Origin of the sequence: Chryseobacterium rhizoplanae (genome assembly GCF_900182655.1) — a bacterium.
Taxonomy (GTDB): Bacteria; Bacteroidota; Bacteroidia; order Flavobacteriales; family Weeksellaceae; genus Chryseobacterium; species Chryseobacterium rhizoplanae.
Window position 1 is genome coordinate 364,271 of the sequence record NZ_FXTC01000001.1, and the last position, 18,705, is coordinate 382,975.

The following is an 18,705-nucleotide window of genomic DNA, read 5'->3' on the forward strand; positions in this document are numbered from 1 at the left end:
AACTTAGTTAATTATTAACAAAGTTAAGCAATTTAAATATGGAAAATATAGAAATTACGAACGCCCGGCAAAATAATCTCAGAAATATTTCCATAAAAATTCCAAAATACAAGATTGTGGTTTTTACGGGAGTATCAGGATCCGGGAAATCTTCACTGGTTTTTGAAACCATTGGAGCAGAAGCTCAAAGACAGATTAATGAAACCCAGAACAGTTTTATCAGAAACCGTCTGCAGCATTATGGCCTTCCTGATGTGGATAAAATTGAAAATCTGAATGTTCCTATCATCATCAATCAGAAACGGCTAGGAGGAAATGCCAGATCTACAGTGGGGACGGCTGCTGATGTGTCTGCTTCCTTAAGGCTGCTATTTTCGAGAATGGGAAAACCTTTTGTAGGATATTCCAACGTTTTTTCATTTAATCATCCGCAGGGAATGTGCCCGGAATGTGAAGGATTGGGTTTTGTTCAGACTCTGGATGTGAATGCTTTAATTGACCGTGAAAAATCTTTACATGAAGGGGCCATCCGGTTTCCGACCTTCCAGCCGGGTGGATGGCGTTTAACAAGATATACGTTGTCCGGCTATTTTGATAATGATAAAAAGCTGAAAGATTTTACCGATAAAGAATGGGAAATGTTGTTGTATGCACCGGAACATAAGCCCAGGCATCCAAATAAAGAATGGGGAAAAACTGTAAAATATGAAGGCATTGTTCCAAGAATAGAAAAAGCTTTCCTGAAAAAAGATTCCAAAGAAAACATTACAAGAAAAGATGCCCTGAAGAATATTGTGATCACAAAAACCTGTCCGTTATGTGAGGGAAAACGGTTGAATGAAAAAATACTGTCCTGCAAGATCGAAGGTAAGAGTATTGCAGACTGTATGGCCCTTTCCGTGGATGAACTGCTTGAGTTTATTACTTCGTTGGATTCAAAGCAATATGAAGTCGTCATCAAAGAACTTTCGGCAAAACTGCAGAATATGATGACCATCGGACTGCAGTATCTGACTCTTGACAGGAGTACCAACACCCTTTCCGGAGGAGAGTCTCAGCGTATAAAAATGGTGCGGAGTCTGGGAAACAGTCTCATAGATCTTTTATATATTTTTGATGAACCAAGTATCGGACTCCATCCAAAAGATCTGCAAAATATTATCACGATCATACAACAGATCAGGAATAAGGGGAATTCTGTCTTAATTGTAGAGCACGATCCGGATCTGATAAAAATGGCAGACCATATTATTGATATAGGTCCGGGCTCAGGAAGAAACGGAGGAGAAGTGGTATATGAGGGAACATTTAAAAACTTAAAGACTTCAACCGGCAAAACAGGATCTTATTTTGCTAGGAAACCGTTTATAAAACAAAAATTCAGAAAGCCGGATGGTTATCTGGAAATTAAAAATGCCAACAAATATAATCTTAACAATGTGACGGTGAATATCCCAACCGGAATAATGACCGTCGTAACGGGAGTTGCAGGATCTGGTAAAAGTACTTTGATTAACCGTATTCTGCCGGAGCTTTATCCTGATGTGACTATTATTGATCAATCTTTGTTCGCCGCAAGTGCCCGTTCTAATTTGCTTACGTATCTGGGGATATCAGATATTGTACGCAAGCTTTTTGCACAATCTAATCATGTTTCAGATAAGCTGTTCAGCAGAAATAGCGAAGGAGCCTGTAAAAACTGTAAAGGATTGGGGATAGAAAAGATTGATCTTGCTTTTATGGATGATATTGAGCAGCCTTGTGAAGTTTGTGGAGGCTCGGGATTTGATCCTGATGTGCTCCAATATACATACAGCGGAAAAACGATTGTGGAAGTAATGAATATGACCGTTTCCGAAGCAGTTTCTTTCTTTAAAGAAGAATCAGTTCTCAAAAATTTTGACCTCCTGATACAGTTGGGGCTTGATTATCTGACTCTTGGACAAAGACTGGATAGCTTTTCCGGAGGTGAAAGACAGCGCCTGAAACTGACGAGAGAGCTGAAAAACACCAATCAGATCATTATTCTGGACGAACCAAGTACAGGGCTGCATCCAAGTGATACCCAAAAACTGCTGACTTTTTTTAATGGCCTTGTAGAACAGAATAATACACTGATTGTCATAGAACACAATCTGGATATTATTTCACAGGCAGACTGGATTATTGATATGGGGCCCGGTGCCGGAAAATTTGGCGGAAAAGTATTGTTTGAAGGGACTCCGCCGGAGTTATTGAAAAATAAAACATCATTCACTGCAGAGTTTCTGAAGAAGCATATTCAGTAAAAGGAATGCAAAATGAAGAGTATTAGGATCAGCTTTACTTTATAAGAATTGAATTAAATTTTAAACACAAAGTCTAAGAATAATTTTTTTACTTTTAAGGTAGCAAAGAGCTGCAGCAAGCTGCTTAAAAAGCTTATGGATAAACACCAGCTTCATCACTCGATTGCAAATCGACTTTTTCTTAGCTCCCTTAAAATAGTATGTATTGCGAAATAACCCTTGCGTTGAAGAATTCTGAATTTGTATTAAGTTATTAAGAACAATGAAGAATATTAAGTTGAATCACACTGTCATTGCGAACCAAAGGTGAAGCAATCTCATGAGTTTAATTCAACTTAATATTCTTAAAACCTTATCAATCTTAATGGTTGAAAGGTTAATTTTTATTTAGTGGATTTCACAGCAGATTTAATAGCTTTCTCAACCATTCTCCAATCGTAAAAATGAAATACCCTGCCATTGCTCATCGCAACGAATACTCCTTTAGGAAATTTTGGACCTAAATTAACATTCGTTACCTCAGAACCGTCACTTTCCAGTGTAGAAACAGGAATTTCGGCAATTCTTCCTTTAGACTGATCTTCTCTCAGATAGACATTGAAGGTATCATTCTGCTGATTGGAAACCAGAATATATCCTTTTCCTTTAGAAGCAGGGTAGATGGAAATTCCTTCCACATCAGATTTAAAATCACCTTTCCCGAAAACTGATAATTCTTCATTTCCTTTGTCCGGATCTGCATAATATTTGTGAACGCCGAATTGCTCATCAGAATAATAGATATAGCCCATTTCATCATCTACAGCGATACTTTCAATCTCTTTCAGTCCGCTGTATTTCCCGAATTTACGAACAACTTCTCCTGTAATGGGACCATCCTTTTCAATCAGTTTATATTGCCAAAGGTATCCTTCAGCAGGTCCTGATTTTCTTCCCACAATGACAAATATCTCTTCTGTCTGCGGATTTTTATAGAGGGAAATTCCCATAGGGCCACGTTCAGATTCTCTATCAAATACAGAGATTTCTCCAATTTCTTTCAGCTCAGGAAGCGTATATAATTTTACTTTGTTGGTTTCCCTTTCCGTTACGGCAGCGATATCTGTTTTTTTGCCATTCAGCATAAAACCATATTCCAGATCAACATTGTTGGGACGTTTCAATCCCAGAACCTTATTGATGATTTTTCCGTTAAGGTCAAAAGCGTACAAACCTCCATCAGTATCTTTATCCGTTCCTATGATAATACTTTTTGAGGCATCCTGTGGATTGATCCATATGGCGGGATCATCCGTATCATGAACTACTGTTTCTGTGATAACAGCCGGTTTTAATTTTTCTGCTAAATCTTTCTGCCCTGTACAGTTGATCACGAAAGGAAGAACCGAAAGAGCCAGTATATAATGTATGTTTTTCATGTGTATTTAAAAATCAAATTTTACCCCCATTGTAAACCTTGGCCTGTAATATTCAGCCTGAGCGGTTCTGCTCTGGATTCCCTGGTAATATCTTAACGGCTGATTCGTCAGATTATTGGCTTCTGCAAAAACTCTGAGCTGGCTTGTAATCTTATAGGAAGCATTGGCATCAAGGAAAAACTGTTTGTCATAATAACGGTCGTCAAACGCTTTTCCTCCCAGTTCATCAATATAATGAGATGCATAGTTCATAGAAATTCTGGCTGAAAAACGCTTGTTTTCCCATGAAAGAGATCCGTTGAACATATGAGGAGCTGCTCCGGGGAACCCTACATCTGTTCTTTCAATGCCTTCTTCATTGGTGATTCCTTTTGCTTTGGATTTGGTATAAGTATAATTTACATACACTCCAAGACCCTTCCAGAAAGCTCCGGGGATGAAATCAAGCTGTCTTTGTAAAGCTACTTCAAAACCGTAAATATCTACATTATCACCATTACGCTGCTGGGTAAATTTCCAGTTGCTTTCCCCTGCAGGAATTGGGTTGGATTGCCCTGCAAAATCATTCGCGAAATCATTTGCCGTATAATTTCTTTGGGAATACGTGTAAATAAAGTTATTCAGATTTTTATAAAAAATACCTCCGGAAAGTATTCCTACAGACTTAAAGTACTTTTCTGCCATAAAATCAAAATTATATGCATAGGTTGCTTTTAAGTTTGGATTTCCGGCAGCTACAATCTCATCTTCTGAAATAACATTAAGATAAGGAACCAATGAATAATAATTTGGACGGGCAAGAGCTGTAGTAAATGCTGCACGAAGCACAAGATCCTGGATCGGAACATATTTGAAGGAAATATTCGGAAGTACGTTCGTATACGTATTCGTATTATTGATTTGTCCTACAAGATTCTTTTCATTCATTACATAGTTTCCGGTGTAATCAATGTTGGTAGTTTCAATACGTGCTCCAACGATCATGGATAATTGATCATTGAAATCCTGATCCCAACGGATATAACCTGCATAAATCTGCTCCTTCGCATTGTAATTGCTTGAAAGATATTTCTCAGGCTTTAATTTTCCATTAAACAAAGCAGGATTGAATAAATCCAGCCCTCCAAGGAAAGCAGGATCAATGAATGTTCCCGGAACGTAATTTCCCGGCTGGAAATTCTGACCGTCAAGATGTATCGTTGGCACCGATAAAAGGCTTCCCATAGTGTTCACAGGCGTAAAAGCATAGAAATCATTTTCTCTTTCTTTCTTCTTCAGACGCATACGGAAACCGGTACGAAGACGCCCTTTCTGGCCATCAATTACAGAAAAAGGAAAACGTACATTCACTTTTGCTCCCAGTTCCTTTTCCTGTGTAAAGTTATTGGCATCCGAAAGATCACTCAACTTGTAGCTTCCTAAATTATCTGCAGCAAGGAGATTGAACATCGGTTTTTCAGGATTACTAAGGTCAGGAGCGAAATTCATTTTGCTGTTTTCAAACTCTATATAACGCTGATGAGGCTTATCTTCGCTTGCAATAGCATAGTTGACTGACCAGTCCAGGTCTACTTTAGAACCTAATAAATGTTCCCCTCTCAATGCATAGTTCTGAACTTTTTGTTTCTCAAGACGGGTATTGTCATTATCAGCATCACCGCCTTTATTTTGTCTTGTGATGCTTCCTTTCCAGTCTGTAATCTCGGTTTCATCAGCATTGTAGACCGGTTTTATTTTATAGCCTAATGCAAATCTGGTTTCTTTATCATTTCTGAAATTATACATGGCAGAAGCATAGATCTTATTTTTGGAATTGAATTCATAATCCATATTAAGATCAAAACTATGTCTGATACGGTGTTCATTGTAATAACGAACTCCCATTTTACTTACATAAACGGTCTGTGCAAGATCGTTCGCCTGGCTCCATACCGGCTCTATATTATCCGAACCAAAATTATTGTTGTTATAGGAAAAACTGAATACAGCCCCTAATTTTTTATCTAAAAACCGGTTTCCATATACAAATCCTGCGGTATAATTTCCTTTTTCACGAATCGGATTGTATCCTCCGGCAACGGTTGCAGAAATCCTTTGTCCGTTCGGGGAAGCCCTGGTAATAAGGTTTACGGAACCTCCTATCGCATCAGCATCCATATCCGGGGTCAAGGTTTTATTAACCTCAATCGTGGAGATCATATCAGAAGGGATCAGGTCCATCTGTACATTACGGTTATCTCCTTCAGCAGAAGGAATTCTGTCACCATTCAGGGTAACAGAGTTAAGGTTGGGAGCTAGTCCTCTGATAATAAGATTTCTGGCTTCCCCCTGATCATTCTGTATGGTAACTCCCGGAACACGCTTCAAAGCATCCCCGATATTGGCATCAGGAAAACGTCCGATCTGATCAGAAGAAATGACATTGGTAATATTGGCGTTGTTTTTTTGCTTGTTTAAAGCTCTTGCCTGATTTTTTAAAGTAGCTCCTGATACTACAATCGCAGCAATAGACGTTTCTTTTTTGTCGAAAATAATATTCTGGCGGGTATTTTTCTCAGATTCAACGGTTACGTTGTATTCATGAACACCATACCCAAGATAATCAATTTTCATGGTGTAACTTCCCGGAGGAACATTCAGGAAAACAAAGTTTCCGTGTTCATCTGAGGTTGTATAAATGTTTCCCGGGCTCAGAGAGATCTTAGCTCCCGGAAGGGCAATTTTCGAGTCGTCATTGATGTTTCCGGAAAGAGATCCGGTTTGTGCATAGAAAAAAATAGAGGCACAAAATAAAACAGATGTAAAAATTTTCTTCACTTTTCCTTTTTTAGATAAAAATCACAACAAAATTAAACGACTGTTTGGGGAAAGTGTTGAAGAGAAAATTAAGTGTTTCTTAAGAATTGTTAATATAGAAAGATAAAAGATAAAAGATGAAAGATGAAAGATGAAAGATCTTGTCGTTAAAATTCAATAGGGGTGGTGGGCTTTAGCCCGCCTTACAAATTGTAAATAATTCTATTGGCTTTAGCCAAAACTTAAAATTATTGCTTAATGTGAAGATTTGAGTATCTCCTGCACGATAATTTTAGACTTTTCGATTAATTCATTAGATCTGTAGAGCTGGCTGGTGAGTATTGAACTCTCAAAAAGAAGGTAGATATGAGCTGCTGCAATATCGTTTTGAATGTCTTCATTGAAACATGCTCTCAGCTTACTTTTATGATACCGGATTACTTTGTGAATCTCTTCCTTATCAGCAGGAATTTCAGATAAAATATTCAGAAAGCTGCATCCTCTGAAGTCTTCCCTTTCATTCATATCAATCAGAAAATCAAATGATTTCAGGGTTTTTTCCTGTACTGTTTTTGCTTCTGATGTAAACTGTTCAAGCTCAGAAGCCCAGTAGTCGTATCTTTTATTAAGAAATTCAATACAAAGCTCATCTTTGGATCTGAAATGCTGGTAGAAACTTGCTTTGGATACTTTCGCTTCGTCAATAACCTGATTGATGCCCGTATTGTTATAACCTTGTCTATGGAATAAAACCATGGCAGTGTTTAGTATTCTTTCTCGAGGTCGGGGCATAATTAAAGATTTTCACAAATGTAAACAAATATGAACAGACGTGTACGTTTTGCAGGATAGATTTTAGACAAACCCTCTGGCATAATAAAGCTGAACGGCAAAAAAGAGTACGGTGAAAAACCATACAACATAAGGATGATAACTGAAATTATTTTTCAGGATATAGTGCAGTGCTTTGAAAAGTTTAAAGGTTCCGATAAGCCCAATAATCACAAAAACGAGAAAGGCCATAAAAAAGAGATAATCCCGGGTTCCATACTCGTTTACTTTGCCAAGATGATCCAGATAAGACTCAACATTCAGGGTTTGTCCCAAAAACATAGCTGAAATGATTAATATAAAAAAAGGAGTAGAAGTATATACGGTGGTATAAATGAAAGAAAACAACAGCGTCCGGAAAGTAACGGTATTTACTTTTTCCTTTTTGTACCATAATAAAGCAACACTGAAAATAACGGCAGTAACATTATTCATCAGAAATATAAACAGGGCTTTCTCTACCATGCTTAATCCCTTGATCTTTGAAATAATATTGTGCTCACCGCTGTAATCCATCAGAAGTACAGAGATGATAACGGATGTGTAAACAGACAACTTAATAGGTGAGAGGTGGTCCTGAAAACGTTCGGTCTCATCTTTTTCCATCTCGTGTACAGAAAGATCATAGCATCGGCGGGGATCCTGAAACAATTTGAAAATGGTGACCGGAACCAGCAATATTTCAATAATAATCTGCAGACATAGCTTCTCAAAACTATCGATTAACTTTTCAAACATAGGCACAGGGATTAGGGAACGTACTATGCAATTTAATTAAATTTTACACGATATCTTAAAAAATTAAAGTCTCTAAACAAAAAAGAGGATAGTTGTAATAAACCATCCTCTTTTATCAGTATAAAATCCTTCCTTTTATTTAGGAAGTCCTCTTTTTAATGCATTATTGGCGATCTCTACCGCCTTTCTTTCTTTCCAGTCCATATACCTTTTTTTGTATCGTCCTTTCATGAAATTATCAAAATTACGCTGAACAGCAAGATTCCAAAGAGAATGTGCCTTTACAGCCCAGCTTTTGTCCCATGCACGCAGGGAAATAGAGAAAGATCCATCCAGATATTTCATCCAGTGCCACCAGCCGGTAGGCATGAATAAAGTATCACCATGTTCCAGGTAGCATTCAATTCCTTCAATACCATCCAGTGCCGGGAATTTTTCAAAATCAGGATTGGCAATATCATAATCCTCCAGTGCATAAGTAGCATAAGGAAGCTTATAAAGTCTTGATTTCCATTTGTATTCAAATAGAAGGACATGTTTTCTTCCGTTGAAGTGGGTGTGGAAAATATGAGGCATGTCTATATCATAATGAAGGAAGGTCACAGAACCTTTGCCTCCGAAAAACATACTCGGATATTTATCTAAAAATCCACCCATCAGATTCTTTGGCGGAACATAGTCGTCCAAAAGTTTTGGAGCAAATTTTATAGGATCAAAGAAAAAGATTCTTAGATCAGTAGGTTCCCGTTGAATAAGATCAACATAGTCACGAAAAGGCATTTTCGTAGTCGGAGTATTGATAGGAGCGGCAGGATCTGCTTTGGAACTGTCGTAAAGGGGAACTTCAACGTCGCCAACCACTTCTTTCATATACTCCATTGTCCACTTTTGGTAGGCTGGCCATTTTCTTGCCATATTTCTGATTACCACTGGCTTACATGGCTTTAGATATTTTTCACGGAAATCTTCTTGTGAAATATCATCTACAATATCAATTGGTTTAAGGATTATTCCCATTCGTTCAAATTATTAAGCTAAAGTATTAAATATTTACGAAAATAAAATAGAAAGAAATAAAATTATTTGGAATTAATATAAATAAATAATAAAATAGATATTCCACTTCATTTTTTTAGAGTTATTGTGATACATTTTTAGCTTCTCTAGCTTTAAAATGTTCAGTGTTTATGCAGTAAAATGATAGTTGTGAAATATAATAATTGTATGTATCATTGTGGTAGTAAAAACAACCATGAAAACTTTCACTACAATTATTTTTTCGCTTGTTTTTGCAAGTGCTTTTTCACAGAAATCAGCTAAAATTTTTACTTCAGATATTGATAATTTTTGGGTGGCCTATGACAGCATCCAAAAAACAAACGATCATACCCAAAAACTGGCTCTGATTAAAAAACTCTATACAGACAAAGGAACACCAGGTCTATCTTTGAAAAAGATTTTGGGTAACTGTTGATGTATTTGCCGTGTATGAAGAAAAATATTTTAAAAGCATTTATCTATGAAAAGGAAGAATTCAGCCAATTTAATGCATTAAAATTCTATACAGAATTTTAATTTAATACTCTTTAACATTCATAAGTAAGTATTTTCAATGATTTTTTTATTAAATTACCATTCACAAACTAATAACTTATTTATTATGAAAAATTTAAAGAAAATCGAAAGAAAGAGTTTAAAATCAATCACCGGAGGTCGTCCGCCTGCAGAAAGTGAATGTATCGCATGTGGCTGCCCTACATCAACATGTTATTATAAAAACGGAAACGGCGGAGGCGGAGGCTGTGCTGATATCAGATGTGCATAAAAATTTTTATAAACAACCTTCCGCTATTCGGGAGGTTTATTTTTTGCAGTATTAAAGCTTAGTCTCTGTATATTTTCTTTTGATAAGCAATATGATGAGAGCCAGAATTAAACCTATGATGCTTGACCATACTATATTTTCTATACCAAAACGGGCAATCCAGAATCCTCCAAATAAAGTACCAGCTGTTACAGCGAAATTCCCGCAAGAAGTAAAAATACTGTTGATGAACTCCGAAGAATCTGAAGAAGAGGTCACATTGATATTGCTGATCAGAAACCCTCCGGAATGAACCAGTCCCCAGCATCCAACAATCCAGATCATAGGTGCAAAATGGTTTCCGTAATACCAGATCAACAGATGGATAGCGGATAATAACATCAAAAATAAAAGGGTCGTCTGAAACGGAAATCTGCTCATATATTTTCCTGCAATTTTATTCCCGATAATTCCTACCGTTCCAAATAAGAAAAGCATCAGACTGACCTGTTTTCCATTCATCTGCGTTATATTCTTTAAAAAATCAGCCATATAACCATACGTGGAATACATGGCAGCAATAGTGAAAAATGCAAGAAAAAGACCGATCCACAAGTGTTTATTGTAAAAAATGTGACCGGGAAAACCTTTTGAAGTTTCGGTTTTATTCTGAATAGGCGGTAAATAAATCCAAACACCTGCTAAAGCGACTGCATTGATAAAAGCGGTAAGCAAAAAAGAAGACTTCCAGGAAAACAGATCAGCCATAAAAGCAGCCAGAGGCACCCCCAACACAGTGGCCAGAGTAAGTCCCGAAAAAATAATGCTTACCGCTCTTGACTTTTCTTTAGGATCTGACGTTTTTCCGGCAGCAGATAAAGCTATCGACCAGTAAACCGGATGGAAAAATGCAGGAATCATTCTGACAGCAAGCAGCAGATAAAAATCGGTGACATATGCAGAAAGAACATTTGCTGTCACAAAAATAAGCAACGAAAAAATGAGCAGACTTTTTCTTTTGAAAGAGGATAGTGCCATCAGCATAAAAGGGCCGAAAACAGCAACGATCAACGCAAAAGCACTCAGCAGCCATCCCGCTTTTTCAATGGAAACCCGGAACGCTGAAGCGAGTTCAGGTAATACACCAATAACTCCAAATTCTGTGGTTGTAATTCCGAAAACACCAAGTGCCAGTACATAAAGATTTCTGTTCATTTTCATTATTTTTTTTGCAAATTTGCACAATAGACTATCAGAAAACTATATACTTACCCTTTAGTTCTATACTTACCTTTTTGAAAGTGTACATAAAAAAACGATTATTATGCCTCAATTTTTCCACGATAAAAGATTGTATTATACTCCGATTGAATTTGCTTTGAGTCATATTGGAGGAACCTGGAAAATGCCTATTCTATGGAGATTACAGGAAAAACCTCTCCGTTTCAGTGAGCTTAAAAAGGATATTCCTCATATCACAGACAAAATGCTGACCAGCCAGCTGCGTGAACTGGAAGCTAAAGAAATGATTCATCGTGAGGTATTCCCCGTAGTACCGCCAAAAGTAGAGTATAGTCTTACAGAAAAAGGCAAAAAAGCCATTCCGGTTATTGAAACCATTATGCAGTTTGGCTACGACCTGATCAAAGATGAAGGGATTGTTTTTCCGCCTAAAGAATAAAATGGTATATCGTCTTTTTTCATACCTTCACCTAAAATCTATTCTATAGTATGAAGCTGAAATTAGGGATCTTAGACCAGTCACCTGTAACAATGGGCGGAAGTGCAGCCTCTGCATTGGAAAACAGTATCAACCTTGCTTTACTGGCCGAAGAAACAGGCTTTCATAGCATCATGTATTCCGAACATCATGGAGTAGAAGCGTATGGCAGCTCCAGTCCTGAACTTTTATCAGCAATTATACTCAGTAAAACCAGCCGGATCAAAATAGGAACCGCCGGAATTATGATGCGAAACTATTCCGCCTATAAAATTGCAGAATGGTCCAAAATGCTATCCACTCTATATCCAGAACGTTTTATTCTCGGATTGGGAAAGGCTCCCGGAGGATTGAAGGATGCTGTTATGGCACTCAATAATCATAAGCCGGTAGTTTTATCAACTATGGAAACGAAGCTGGAAGAGATCATTCAACTGATCAGGGATGAAGAAGGAATTTATGACGGACTGATTGCGCAGCCCACGCATGTACAGCATATTCCTGAAATTATGTGGCTGGGATCAGGAATGACTTCCGCAAAAGAAGCTGCTAAACATGGGACAGGGTATTCCTTTGCTGCTTTTATGAACAGTGAGAACGGTATGGAAAATACAGAAGCTTATCTCAGAGAATTTGACGGCACCCAATATTTTTCCCAGCCTTCTTTGCAGGTTGCCGTTGCCGTATCGGTAGCTGATACTATTGAAGAAGCCAGACGGAACGCTTATGGAATGGCCTATCAGTTTTTACAATCCCGTCAATTAGTCAGTCCTAATGCGGTTCTATCTCCTGAAGCTGTAGAACAAAAGGTTTTGGGAACTAAAGATGAAGATGAGTTTTTCACCTTTTTAAATAGAATTATCATAGAGACACCACAGTCTGTAAAGCAGAGATTAGAACAGGTTTCAGAAAAATACAATACGGATAATCTTTTGATATTGTGTAATATGCATCAGGAAGAAGATCGTATTCATACCTATAAAAGTATCATTAAAAATAATAACTAAGCCCGCAGGAAACCAAAAATTTCTGTTTTACATGGGCTGTATTAAAAAATAATTCAAACTCATGAAGCGGGATATTTCAAAATTATATATTATTACAGGCGGTCCGGGAGCCGGAAAAACAACGCTGTTGGATGAATTAAACAAATATGGATTGACAACAGTTCCTGAAGAAGGCAGGAGAATTATTAAAGAACAAATGGAGTCCGGAGAAGAAGGGCTTCCCTGGCTGAACAAAGAACTTTTTGCTAAACTGATGTTTGAAGAATCTGTCAAAACTTACCAGAAACTCAATCAATCGATCCACTTGAAACCCGTTTTCTTCGACCGTGGAATATGGGATACGCTGGGCTATATGAGGCTTGAAAATATTCCTGTTCCGGAAGTAATGATAACAAAAGCCAGAGAAATGGTTTATAATAACAATGTTTTTATTCTTCCCCCATGGAAAGGAATTTATGAAAATGACCCGGAAAGAAAACAAAGCATTGAAAAAGCCACCCTTACTTTTGAATGTATGAAAGAGATGTATCAGGAATATGGTTTCAATATCATTGAAGTACCGAAAGTTACTGTAGAAAAGAGAGCTGCGTTTATCCTTGACCGAGTTTTGATATAAAACTGAAATAGAGGGCTATGCTTTATCAACAATCAATTATCATTTATTATAATATGGACAATTTCCCTTTTGAAAAAGAACTTATCGAACTCGCCGACAAAGATCTGACTGTAAGAGAAGGACTGCTCGCAGCAGGAAAACTTTCCGGAGGTTACCATCCTGAAATGGAGAAAGTTCATAAAGCGAATGCACAGCGGCTTCGGGAAATTATAGCTGAAATCGGATTTCCAACCCTCTCAAAAGTCGGTGAAAAAGGAAGTAATGCTGCATGGCTGATTATCCAGCACGCTATTGGTGAGCCAGAGTTTATGAAAAAATGCAGTACCATGATGGAAGAAAATAGCAGTGATATTAATCCCATCCATAAAGCCTATTTACACGACCGGATTCAGTTCTTTCAAAGCAAACCTCAAAAATATGGAACACAGCTTACCACTGATGGAAAGATTTATCCCGTAGAAAACAAAGAAAATTTAAACAAAGAGCGGGAAAAAGTAAATCTTCCGGTGCTGTCTGAGGCAGAAATCAACAAAATTCCGGAACCTGAAGACATTCCGGAAATAGATGATAAAAATGTTGAATATACGGTTTGGAGAAAAAAAGTAGGCTGGATTTAAAAAATGTTAAATGAAGAAGAAGCTTTTATACTTAAACTTCAATAACTTCCAACTCCCATCTTCCTGCTTCCATCTTAATTATTCACTTTCAAAACTTCACGAACCTCAATATTTCCACCCATTTTAAAGATAGGATTTCCTTTAGCCATTTCTACAGCTTCTTCAATGGATTCTGCCCGTACAATAATATATCCGCTGATGAATTCCTTGATTTCGGTATAAGGACCATCCGTTACAATATGATCCGGTCTTACCGTTTTTGCAGCTCCCGGTGCGGGCAAGAGAGTATTTCCTTTATCTACAAGTTTGTTTTGTGCAGCAATGCTTCCCAGCCAGTTCAGGCGCTCCTGGATCTGTTCCGGGGAAGGCTTAAAATCAGAAACGTCTTTCAGTCTGAAGATTAACGCAAATTCTTTCATAATCAGATTCTTTATTTAAATGACGATTAAGACCTAAGAATGGGGACAGTGTTTTAATTTTATTTTTAATCTGTCTTTGGTTTTTGCTCAAATGTAATATAATCAGATGCCGTATTTCCCGGATTTTCAACATTTTTTACTTATCCAGTAAAGGTCTGGGATCAAACAGTACTTTTAAGGTATGAATCTTTCCATCTTTAATCTGATACCATCCGGAAGCTTCTATCGATTTTTCTCCCATATCAATAATATACCAGAAACAGACATCTTCACCGGATGTAAAAGCTTTCAGAATTTCATACTTAAACTTCATCTGCTTCATATCTTTGATGTAAACAGATGCGCCTTCTCTTTTTCCTAATACGCCTATAAATTTAAAATCAGGAGCAAGACAGCTTTCCGCTTTGTCAAAATTTTCCTCATTTAAATATTGAATAAACTGCTCCGCTGTATTTTGCTTTGTATTGTCCATAATATTTGTTTTATTGTTGAGTACAAAATTAGCAGTTCACTGAGTCTTTCACTTGTGACTATAATCACAAAATGACTCTATTTTATGCTATTTTAAAACAGTAATTCTTCCTTTTGCATAGGCAATCTGTTCTTTTTCCTTTTCCTGATCCGGATGGTTTTTAAGGTACATCTGATAGTAGGTGGCCGCATTCTTAGGCTGTTTCAGATTCAGATCATACAAAAGGCCTAAGCGGTAATAAATAATATTACTGGTCCCAAAAGTCAATCCTTTTTTATAAGCTGTCACCGCATCATTGTATTGGTTTTTGGCTTCATAGATGCCTGCCAATGCGGCATAATATAGAGTGGTGTGATCTGAAATGGCTTCATCAATAGTCTTTTGGGCATAGATCACAGCGTTATTATAATCTTTCAGTTCACGATAGCTTAAGGCCATGAAATATAAAGTGCCTTCGTTTTGTACTCCCATATCTTCCAGCATTTTATAAAGGCTAACACATTTTTGATAATCTTTTATATAAAAATAAGCCTGTCCCATATCATTTATTACATTCACATCCGCATGGTTTTTAAGAAGTTTTTTACCAATTTCAATTACTTCCGGATATTTGGTGAGTTGATTGGAAACGGGTAATAACGCCTGTTGTAAAGTGAAATTTTCAGGGTCAGAAGCAATAGCTGTGTTCAAAACATCATACGCAGGCTGATATTGTTTCAGACCACTGTAGGTCAAGGAAAGATCATAAGCTACATCAGGATCCGCAGCGTTAAGAGAGTTGGCTTTTTTGAGGTAGCTCAGTTTGGTTTCAGGAGTATCTGCATAAGTGGCAAGCTGCTTATAAGCATTGAAATTAACACTATCCAGTTGAACAATCTGTTGGAGGTAGATTTTAGCATTAGCAGCATTTCCTCGCCTGGAGTTGATACTGGCCAGACTAAATAAAGTGGGAAGATTATTGGGTTGGATGGTGTTGATTTTCAGATAATTTTTTTCTGCTTCCGGTAGCTTTCCGGCCATCATATTACAGTAGGCTATTTGCGAAAGAGCTTTTATATCATCTGTATCTCCGGGATATATACTTTGGAGATATTTTGCAGCATCGGCATAACGCTGTGTTTCATAATATTCAAGAAGCTTTTCAGTGTCAATTTTTGCAGACTGAGCAGTGAGACTGTTAAAGCCCAATAGAATAATGCACAAGCAAATTCTTTTTCTCATCATGGTTATTTTTAACTAAAATATTGGATATTTAGTAAGCTGCCAAATTTACTATCACTTATTGGGGATTTTTTTTAATTTTTATGAATAATTTATAATAAAACCAAAAACTTCTGTCATTAGATTCCTTATATTCATCCTGCAAAAACAGATCAGACAAAGCAATAGATATGGAAATAAAAACGGTACAATCATTCATTGATTATTATGAAAAAATAAGGGAAAGAACCAACCGCATTATTGCAGTAGTTCCGCCTGAACACATAGATTTTACCTATAAACCCGGAAAGTTTACCATTGGCGATCAGATAAGACATATTGCCACTATAGAAAGGTATATGTATGGAGAAACCATTATGGGAAAGAAAAGCGCTTATCCGGGATGCGGAAAAGAACTGGCTGACGGCTATGAAAATACCGTAAAATTTTTCAATGATATGCACATACAAACGCTTGAAATTGTCAATAACCTTTCTGATGAAGATCTTACCCGTAAATGCCTGACTCCGGCCAATAGTGAAATCTCTGTCTGGAAATGGCTCCGCGCAATGATAGAGCATGAGATTCATCACAGGGCAGAATTATACATTTATCTCAATCTTCTGGATGTAAAAACACCACAGATTTACGGATTTTCTGCAGAAGAAGTTCAGGAACTGAGTGTAAAGCTATAGAATGAAAGGAAGTTTCGAAGAATTTCAATCCGTTTGGGTTAATTTGTATATTAGCCCATTCAAAAAATAATAATGGCCAGAACTTTTATCATTCCTCTTTTCCTATTTTTAAACAGTGCCTATGCACAAACCCATTCAGATCTGAAACCCGGAGACACCTTAAAATACGCTCCCCAATCTCATAAACCTTCCTGGATCTCGGTACAATCTGATGATGCCAATCTGGGAGTAGCCCTGTTTATGGATGGGAAAAAAGTAAAAGAACAGGATGATTCCAGAGGTATAAAGAGTGTTGAACGCTTCTACTTTACACCGGAAAAAGGAAAAAAATATGAATTTAAAATCTGGGCCAAGTCTTATGTTGAAAAAAGTAAAACGGCCAGAGTTTTCATTACAGAATCCAAAAATGTACCTGTCCTGAATGGTCAGTTCGCCTCTGATCAATTCATAGAAGACCTTCATACATTCCGCTCTATAAGAGAAAAAGCAAACTCCGGGCTGTATTTGTACAGAACAAGAAAGCAAATTGACAGTATTTATCAGCAGGCTGAAGAAGAAGCCAGAAACAGCAGGAATATTTTTGATTTTTATAAAATAATTGCAAAAGTGACCGGATTTGAAGGAAGCTGCCATAACTATACAGATCTTCCCAACCACGCTTCTTATTATCTCACCCAGAAACCGGAATATTTACCTATTACGTTAAAAAATATTGATGGTCGTCTGCTTCAGGATTCAAAAGATAATGTATTGCCTCTCGGTGCTGAAATCCTTTCTATCAATGGAATTCCTGCAAAAGAGATGATCAGCCGCTTTTCCCAGTATTATTTTTCTGACGGATTTTCAGCTCCTTACAAAGAAACAACAGGTTTTGAAAGAGGAATGCTGGATAAATTTTATATCGAATTCGGAACCCATAAAAACTATGTCATCAGCTACAAATGGAACGGAACTGTAAAAGAAGTTTCACTGCCGGGAATATCGTTGGAAAACTTTAAAAAAATTCAGGATTCAAGATATTCGCTTGCCTTTGACAAAAAACTGTTGTCTGAAAAATACAGCCTGAATAAAGAAACAGATGGCATCTATCGCTTATCTTTGAGAGGATTTGATTTTGCAACCGGGAAAGACGATCCTGCCTATAAAAAATTCAGTACTTTTCTTGACCAGATGATGGACACTCTGGAACGCGAAAAAATAGAAAACCTGATCATCGATCTCAGAGGAAATACCGGAGGTACAGGTGCTCTTTATGAAAAAGTATTCTCTTATCTCACCCAAAGACCTTTCCGTGACAGTCAATATGCCTATACCAACTTTAATGAAGTGCCTATGGAAGAAAAACTGGTCATAACTTCTCTTTTTCTGTCGAATGGAGTAACAGATAAAACCGGTTTGAATGCTTACCTTAAATCATTATATCCTAAAGCCGTTCAGGGGAAATATTATTGGGCAGATGACAAGAATCCTTCAATTATGCCTAATGAAAGAACTTTTAAGGGGCAACTTTATTTGTTGGCAGATCAGCGCGTTGCCTCGGCAGCTTCCCACCTCGCTTCTCTGATTAAGTCCTATACCAATGCCATTGTGATCGGAAAAGAAACAGTAGGAGGGTACTATGAACATAACGGTCATCTTCCGCTGGTATATGAACTTCCCAATACCAGGATCCAAACCGGCTTCTCTATTGTGCATGTCATTCAGGATGCACAGAATCTTCCCGATCAGAAAAAAGGTCAGGGGATCATTCCTCACATTCAGATACAGCAGACTGATCAGGAATTTCTGGATCAGACTGATGTCTATCTGAAAAAAGTTTCAGAACTTAGAAAACAGTAAAACGATTTCATTTTTAATAAAAAAACAGCCGTACATTCATTATTTACAGCTGGTTTTTTTGTTGCTGAATTTCAAAGTTATTTTAGTTTATTTCTATTTTAAGTGATAAATTTTTTGTTTTTATTTATTAAAAATTGTTAAATATTTATTTGATAAAGAGCTATTTATTTCTATTTTTTAATCATTTGTTTTGGAATTATTAATAGAAAGTCGTAGAACTACTACAAAATTTCAGATTACTCACT

General features: G+C 37.1%; 18 protein-coding genes. 9 read left to right on the forward strand and 9 right to left on the reverse strand.

Annotated elements, in window-relative coordinates; all coding sequences use genetic code 11:
* Positions 1 to 38: 38 nt before the first annotated feature.
* Positions 39 to 2,288: an ATP-binding cassette domain-containing protein gene (locus FN817_RS01650; protein ID WP_142716436.1), complete on the forward strand. Its 2,250-nt coding sequence runs from the start codon at positions 39 to 41 to the stop codon at positions 2,286 to 2,288.
* 383 nt (positions 2,289 to 2,671) lie between these two features.
* On the opposite strand, the gene FN817_RS01655 is transcribed toward FN817_RS01650, so the two are convergent.
* The 5 genes from FN817_RS01655 to FN817_RS01675 all read right to left on the reverse strand — a co-directional run bounded on the left by FN817_RS01655 (position 2,672) and on the right by FN817_RS01675 (position 9,088).
* Entirely contained in the window at positions 2,672 to 3,706 is a 1,035-nt protein-coding gene (locus FN817_RS01655; protein ID WP_142716437.1) for a phytase, read from the reverse strand.
* 6 nt (positions 3,707 to 3,712) lie between these two features.
* Positions 3,713 to 6,523 (reverse strand): TonB-dependent receptor, encoded by a 2,811-nt coding sequence (locus FN817_RS01660; protein WP_142716438.1) that lies wholly within the window; start codon positions 6,521 to 6,523, stop codon positions 3,713 to 3,715.
* 234 nt (positions 6,524 to 6,757) lie between these two features.
* Positions 6,758 to 7,294 carry a TetR/AcrR family transcriptional regulator gene (locus tag FN817_RS01665; RefSeq protein WP_142716439.1) on the reverse strand — a complete coding sequence of 179 codons (537 nt, stop codon included), beginning with the start codon at positions 7,292 to 7,294 and terminating at the stop codon, positions 6,758 to 6,760.
* A gap of 63 nt (positions 7,295 to 7,357) precedes the next feature.
* On the reverse strand, positions 7,358 to 8,071 hold the full coding sequence (locus FN817_RS01670) for a hypothetical protein (protein WP_142716440.1): 714 nt from the start codon (positions 8,069 to 8,071) through the stop codon (positions 7,358 to 7,360).
* Between the two features lie 135 nt (positions 8,072 to 8,206).
* Positions 8,207 to 9,088 carry a cupin-like domain-containing protein gene (locus FN817_RS01675; RefSeq protein ID WP_047422575.1) on the reverse strand — a complete coding sequence of 294 codons (882 nt, stop codon included), beginning with the start codon at positions 9,086 to 9,088 and terminating at the stop codon, positions 8,207 to 8,209.
* A gap of 235 nt (positions 9,089 to 9,323) precedes the next feature.
* Here FN817_RS01675 and FN817_RS01680 point away from each other — a divergent pair, with 235 nt between their 5' ends.
* Together FN817_RS01680 and FN817_RS23010 are read left to right on the forward strand one after the other, a co-directional pair.
* Positions 9,324 to 9,545 carry a hypothetical protein gene (locus tag FN817_RS01680; RefSeq protein ID WP_142716441.1) on the forward strand — a complete coding sequence of 74 codons (222 nt, stop codon included), beginning with the start codon at positions 9,324 to 9,326 and terminating at the stop codon, positions 9,543 to 9,545.
* A gap of 186 nt (positions 9,546 to 9,731) precedes the next feature.
* Positions 9,732 to 9,896, forward strand: a complete 165-nt coding sequence (locus FN817_RS23010; RefSeq protein WP_167498795.1) for a bacteriocin-like protein — start codon at positions 9,732 to 9,734, stop codon at positions 9,894 to 9,896.
* A 51-nt stretch (positions 9,897 to 9,947) separates the two neighbouring features.
* Here FN817_RS23010 and FN817_RS01685 read toward each other — a convergent pair whose 3' ends face one another.
* Positions 9,948 to 11,090 (reverse strand): MFS transporter, encoded by a 1,143-nt coding sequence (locus tag FN817_RS01685; protein WP_228451438.1) that lies wholly within the window; start codon positions 11,088 to 11,090, stop codon positions 9,948 to 9,950.
* A 109-nt stretch (positions 11,091 to 11,199) separates the two neighbouring features.
* Here FN817_RS01685 and FN817_RS01690 point away from each other — a divergent pair, with 109 nt between their 5' ends.
* The 4 genes from FN817_RS01690 to FN817_RS01705 all read left to right on the forward strand — a co-directional run bounded on the left by FN817_RS01690 (position 11,200) and on the right by FN817_RS01705 (position 13,835).
* A complete protein-coding gene (locus tag FN817_RS01690) occupies positions 11,200 to 11,556 on the forward strand; it encodes a winged helix-turn-helix transcriptional regulator (protein ID WP_047422578.1) in 357 nt (118 codons plus the stop codon).
* Between the two features lie 50 nt (positions 11,557 to 11,606).
* On the forward strand, positions 11,607 to 12,602 hold the full coding sequence (locus FN817_RS01695) for an MsnO8 family LLM class oxidoreductase (protein ID WP_142716443.1): 996 nt from the start codon (positions 11,607 to 11,609) through the stop codon (positions 12,600 to 12,602).
* A 61-nt stretch (positions 12,603 to 12,663) separates the two neighbouring features.
* The gene (locus FN817_RS01700; protein WP_142716444.1) at positions 12,664 to 13,218 is read left to right on the forward strand and encodes an AAA family ATPase; all 555 of its coding nucleotides are present in this window, start codon (positions 12,664 to 12,666) and stop codon (positions 13,216 to 13,218) included.
* 17 nt (positions 13,219 to 13,235) lie between these two features.
* Entirely contained in the window at positions 13,236 to 13,835 is a 600-nt protein-coding gene (locus tag FN817_RS01705) for a DUF6624 domain-containing protein (protein ID WP_228451439.1), read from the forward strand.
* Positions 13,836 to 13,909: 74 nt separating this feature from the next.
* Here the strand turns inward: FN817_RS01705 and FN817_RS01710 are convergent, their stop codons facing one another.
* From FN817_RS01710 to FN817_RS01720, 3 genes are all read right to left on the reverse strand, one after another.
* Entirely contained in the window at positions 13,910 to 14,254 is a 345-nt protein-coding gene (locus FN817_RS01710) for a YciI family protein (protein ID WP_142716445.1), read from the reverse strand.
* Positions 14,255 to 14,390: 136 nt separating this feature from the next.
* Entirely contained in the window at positions 14,391 to 14,726 is a 336-nt protein-coding gene (locus FN817_RS01715) for a nuclear transport factor 2 family protein (protein WP_142716446.1), read from the reverse strand.
* An 87-nt stretch (positions 14,727 to 14,813) separates the two neighbouring features.
* The gene (locus tag FN817_RS01720; RefSeq protein WP_167498796.1) at positions 14,814 to 15,947 is read right to left on the reverse strand and encodes a tetratricopeptide repeat protein; all 1,134 of its coding nucleotides are present in this window, start codon (positions 15,945 to 15,947) and stop codon (positions 14,814 to 14,816) included.
* 170 nt (positions 15,948 to 16,117) lie between these two features.
* Between FN817_RS01720 and FN817_RS01725 the strand changes: the two genes are divergently transcribed.
* Positions 16,118 to 16,621 (forward strand): DinB family protein, encoded by a 504-nt coding sequence (locus FN817_RS01725; RefSeq protein ID WP_142716448.1) that lies wholly within the window; start codon positions 16,118 to 16,120, stop codon positions 16,619 to 16,621.
* A 72-nt stretch (positions 16,622 to 16,693) separates the two neighbouring features.
* Complete coding sequence (locus FN817_RS01730) at positions 16,694 to 18,460, forward strand: S41 family peptidase (RefSeq protein ID WP_142716449.1); 1,767 nt, start codon at positions 16,694 to 16,696, stop codon at positions 18,458 to 18,460.
* Positions 18,461 to 18,705 lie beyond the last annotated feature (245 nt).

What these genes read in the sequence shown, in the direction of transcription:
- FN817_RS01720 (WP_167498796.1), bottom strand. Translation starts at nt 15,947, where the DNA reads ATGAGAAAAAGAATTTGCTTGTGCATTATTCTATTGGGCTTTAACAGT.
- FN817_RS01655 (WP_142716437.1), bottom strand. Translation starts at nt 3,706, where the DNA reads ATGAAAAACATACATTATATACTGGCTCTTTCGGTTCTTCCTTTCGTG.
- FN817_RS01690 (WP_047422578.1), top strand. Translation starts at nt 11,200, where the DNA reads ATGCCTCAATTTTTCCACGATAAAAGATTGTATTATACTCCGATTGAA.
- FN817_RS23010 (WP_167498795.1), top strand. Translation starts at nt 9,732, where the DNA reads ATGAAAAATTTAAAGAAAATCGAAAGAAAGAGTTTAAAATCAATCACC.
- FN817_RS01710 (WP_142716445.1), bottom strand. Translation starts at nt 14,254, where the DNA reads ATGAAAGAATTTGCGTTAATCTTCAGACTGAAAGACGTTTCTGATTTT.
- FN817_RS01685 (WP_228451438.1), bottom strand. Translation starts at nt 11,090, where the DNA reads ATGAACAGAAATCTTTATGTACTGGCACTTGGTGTTTTCGGAATTACA.
- FN817_RS01715 (WP_142716446.1), bottom strand. Translation starts at nt 14,726, where the DNA reads ATGGACAATACAAAGCAAAATACAGCGGAGCAGTTTATTCAATATTTA.
- FN817_RS01705 (WP_228451439.1), top strand. Translation starts at nt 13,236, where the DNA reads ATGCTTTATCAACAATCAATTATCATTTATTATAATATGGACAATTTC.
- FN817_RS01650 (WP_142716436.1), top strand. Translation starts at nt 39, where the DNA reads ATGGAAAATATAGAAATTACGAACGCCCGGCAAAATAATCTCAGAAAT.
- FN817_RS01675 (WP_047422575.1), bottom strand. Translation starts at nt 9,088, where the DNA reads ATGGGAATAATCCTTAAACCAATTGATATTGTAGATGATATTTCACAA.
- FN817_RS01670 (WP_142716440.1), bottom strand. Translation starts at nt 8,071, where the DNA reads ATGTTTGAAAAGTTAATCGATAGTTTTGAGAAGCTATGTCTGCAGATT.
- FN817_RS01700 (WP_142716444.1), top strand. Translation starts at nt 12,664, where the DNA reads ATGAAGCGGGATATTTCAAAATTATATATTATTACAGGCGGTCCGGGA.
- FN817_RS01730 (WP_142716449.1), top strand. Translation starts at nt 16,694, where the DNA reads ATGGCCAGAACTTTTATCATTCCTCTTTTCCTATTTTTAAACAGTGCC.
- FN817_RS01695 (WP_142716443.1), top strand. Translation starts at nt 11,607, where the DNA reads ATGAAGCTGAAATTAGGGATCTTAGACCAGTCACCTGTAACAATGGGC.
- FN817_RS01725 (WP_142716448.1), top strand. Translation starts at nt 16,118, where the DNA reads ATGGAAATAAAAACGGTACAATCATTCATTGATTATTATGAAAAAATA.
- FN817_RS01665 (WP_142716439.1), bottom strand. Translation starts at nt 7,294, where the DNA reads ATGCCCCGACCTCGAGAAAGAATACTAAACACTGCCATGGTTTTATTC.
- FN817_RS01680 (WP_142716441.1), top strand. Translation starts at nt 9,324, where the DNA reads ATGAAAACTTTCACTACAATTATTTTTTCGCTTGTTTTTGCAAGTGCT.